Below are 3019 nucleotides of genomic sequence, written 5' to 3' on the forward strand. Positions count from 1 at the left end.
GGGCGCAGCGGCCGGCCCGTCGTGAGCAGCGTCCGGAGCGCGGCGACCAGCGGGGACAGCTCGAAGAAGGTGATCTTGTCCTCGATCCGCTCTGTGTAGCGGATGGTCAACTCACGGTCCGGACGCGGTCCGTCGTCGTCATCGTCATCGACGACGGCGCCGATGATCCGGTCGTCCAGGTCGGTCATCGCGGCGTCCCCGGCCGGCCGCACCGCCCACAGCAGGTCGATCGGAGCGAGGTCGAGGTCGTCCTGGGTGACATCCCGGTGGCGAAAGCCGCCGCCGACCGGATCGGTCCAGGTGACCCGCGCGGCCACGGACCGCGGCGACGGCAGCAGGTCCGACAGCCAGTCGTCGACGGCCGGTTCGGCCTGCGCCCGCGGCGGGTCCCCGTGGTCCGGGTGCCGTCCCGCCCGCAACCGCAGGCCGAACCGGTGGGTCAGCGTGGTCCCGCTGCGCGGGGTCTCGACGACGGCGGGCTCGGGCGGCAGACCCTCCTTGGCATACGCGTCCAGGGTCGCCGAGGCACGCTCGACGTTGCCGGCGAGAGCCTGGTGGGCGGACTCGGCGACGGCGAGGTCGGCGACCGCGTCGTTGTCGTCGAGCAACCGGGCCGCCTCGGCGGTGAGGGCATCAATCTGCCCCGAGTCGGCGCGAGGCAGCCCGGCGATGTCGAAGGGGTAGATCTGCGACACGTCCTCACGGGTCAAGTGCCGGACCAGGGCGAGCCCGTCGATCACGTTGCGGGCCTCGACCTGCCCGATGTCGTCCGGCCCGCCCTGTGGATCGGCCGCGGTCTGCGCGATCTTCCCGGCCCGCAGCGGAAACCGCAGGCGCAGCGCCGAGATGAACTGGTCCACCTCGGCCTGGCCGTGCCGGTCGTGCAGGCCGCGCTCGAACCGGTAGCCGAGCAGCGCGCCGAGCGACTGGCCCTGCCGCAGCCCGTCCAGGATGGTCAGCGCGCCCCGGACCCGCTCCGAGCTGAGGTTCACCGCGAACGCGCCCGGGTTGTCGGGCGTGCGGTTGGCGGCGTACCCGGCCCGCAGCACGGCCGCGGTCCGGGCATGACCGGGCGACGGCGCGTGTACGAAGCCCTCGTTGCCGGGATCGTGCAGCAGCGGCGAGTTGCCGGCGAAGACCGTCGCGAGCGGACCGGTCAGCGTGACCGGAGTGAGTGTGGCCGTGCTCGGCCGGACGTCCTCCAGCCAGCCGTACGCGCCCAGATGCAGGCCGGGCCGGACGGTCCCGGTGCCGCCGGGGCCGAACCGCAGCTCGGCCAGCCGCTCGGTGGCCTGGCCCAGACGCCAGGCGTCGAGCCGGTAGGTGGCCAGGTCGAGATGCTCGGCCAACACCCGTTCCAGCCGGGCCGTCGGCAGGCCGGCCAGTTGCTTCAGGGCCTCGACCTGCTCGGCGAGCGCGGTCGTGGCCGGGCCGCCCCCGGACCCGTTCTGCTCGAGGAGCGCCGGGATGAAGTCGACCAGCAGCTGCTCGGGGTTCCCGGTGACGGCCGGGGCGGGGGAGTACAGCAGCCGGAACCGGCTCTCGCTCTCCAGCACCTGGCCGGGCGCCGGGATCCGCACGTGGATGAACGCCGGGTCCGCGGTGGACAGATCGGCCGGACCGGCGCCGCCGGCCCCGGCGACTAGGCCGCGCGCGGTGTCCGCCCAGCCGAGCAGCACGGCGTGACGCAGCAGCAGATACAGCAGTGCGGCCGGCCGTACGTCACCGGTGAAGCCCAGCTCCAGCCGGACCGTGTGCAGGTCGGTGCCGGCCGCGTCGGCCAGCCACCGCAGATAGTTCCGCTCGTCCGGGGTGTAGTCCCGGACCGGGTCGGTCTCCGACAGTGGACGGTCGTCGACCAGCGGCGCCAGCAGAGGCTGCTGGAAGTCCGTGAACAGCCGCCGCAGCAGGTCCGGATCCCGACCCGGGCCGGTGGCGGCGCCGAACCGGTCGAGCAGCGCCCGCACCGGACCGGGCAGATCCAGCCGGTCCAGCGCGGGCAGCACGGTCCGGCCGAGACCGCCCAGGTTCTCCCGGTTGAACAGGTCCTCGACGCTCTGCGCGTACCGCTGGTGGTACTCGGCCGATGTCGGGTGCAGGGCAAGGATGTCCAGCAGCAGCTGGTGCGGGTCCGGCGGAGGCTGCTCATCGTCCGCGGGAGCGCCCAGACGCGGAACCTGCTCCGCCGCCGCACTCCAGTCCTGACCGGCGGCGGTCAGTACCCGGTGCAGCGCCCGGCGGTGCGTCGCGGAGGCCGGATAGGCGAGCCGGGAGAACGCGGTCGTCGGCAGGATCCCGTACGGCTGCCGCCCGATCTTCACGGCAGGCAGCGGGCCGCGGCCGGAGACGTAGCGGAGGAAGAAGTCCCGGGTCGCCTCGACCGCGGCCGGGCCGAGGACCGGTCGCAGCGCGGTCTGCAGGAAGTATCCCCAAGTGGCGGGCCACAGCGCGGTGTTCGCGGCGCGGGCGTCGCGCTGGTCGGTGCCGTCAGCGTTGGGCATCCCGGCCAGTACGCCGGGGTCGAGGCCGAGCAGTTCGGCGAACCGCTGTCCGTCGGTACGGGTGGTCCAGTCGCCGGTGGCCGCGGTGAAGGCTGCCGTGTCCGTGCTCCGCAGCGCCGCGTCGGCCTCCTCCTCGGCGTCCTGCCCGGCCGGTGTCTCCTCCGAGTTGTTCGTGGGTGTGCCCTGCGGCAGCAGGCCGAACCCGTCCGGGCTGCGCAACTGCCGGGTGATCAGGGCGGCCAGGTCGGCGCCGGCCTGCTGCGGAGTGGACTGCTCGCGCAGACCGAGCACTATCAGCCGGTCCAGCCCGTTGCGGGTGCGGTCGTCGAGCGGGATCCGCAGCCCCATGCCGACCGCGACGGCCCGGTCGAAGTCGGTCAGCCAGCGCAGTTCGTCCGGTACGTGCAGTGCCCCGGTCTGCTCGTTCACGCTGATCTTGTCGGTGGCGCGCGGATCCGGGCTCACCGGCAGGGTGGCCGGCACCGTGGCGCCGATCGCCGACAGCACCTGCTCACCGC

1 pseudogene is annotated in these 3019 nt (G+C 73.8%); it reads right to left on the bottom strand.

The annotated features are described in order from the left end of the window. A pseudogene (locus tag O3Q52_RS51330) lies at positions 1-3008 on the bottom strand (hypothetical protein); the annotation flags it as partial. Positions 3009-3019: the final 11 nt, after the last annotated feature.

The organism is Streptomyces sp. ActVer (assembly GCF_027270795.1).
Taxonomy (GTDB): Bacteria; Actinomycetota; Actinomycetes; order Streptomycetales; family Streptomycetaceae; genus Streptomyces; species Streptomyces umbrinus_A.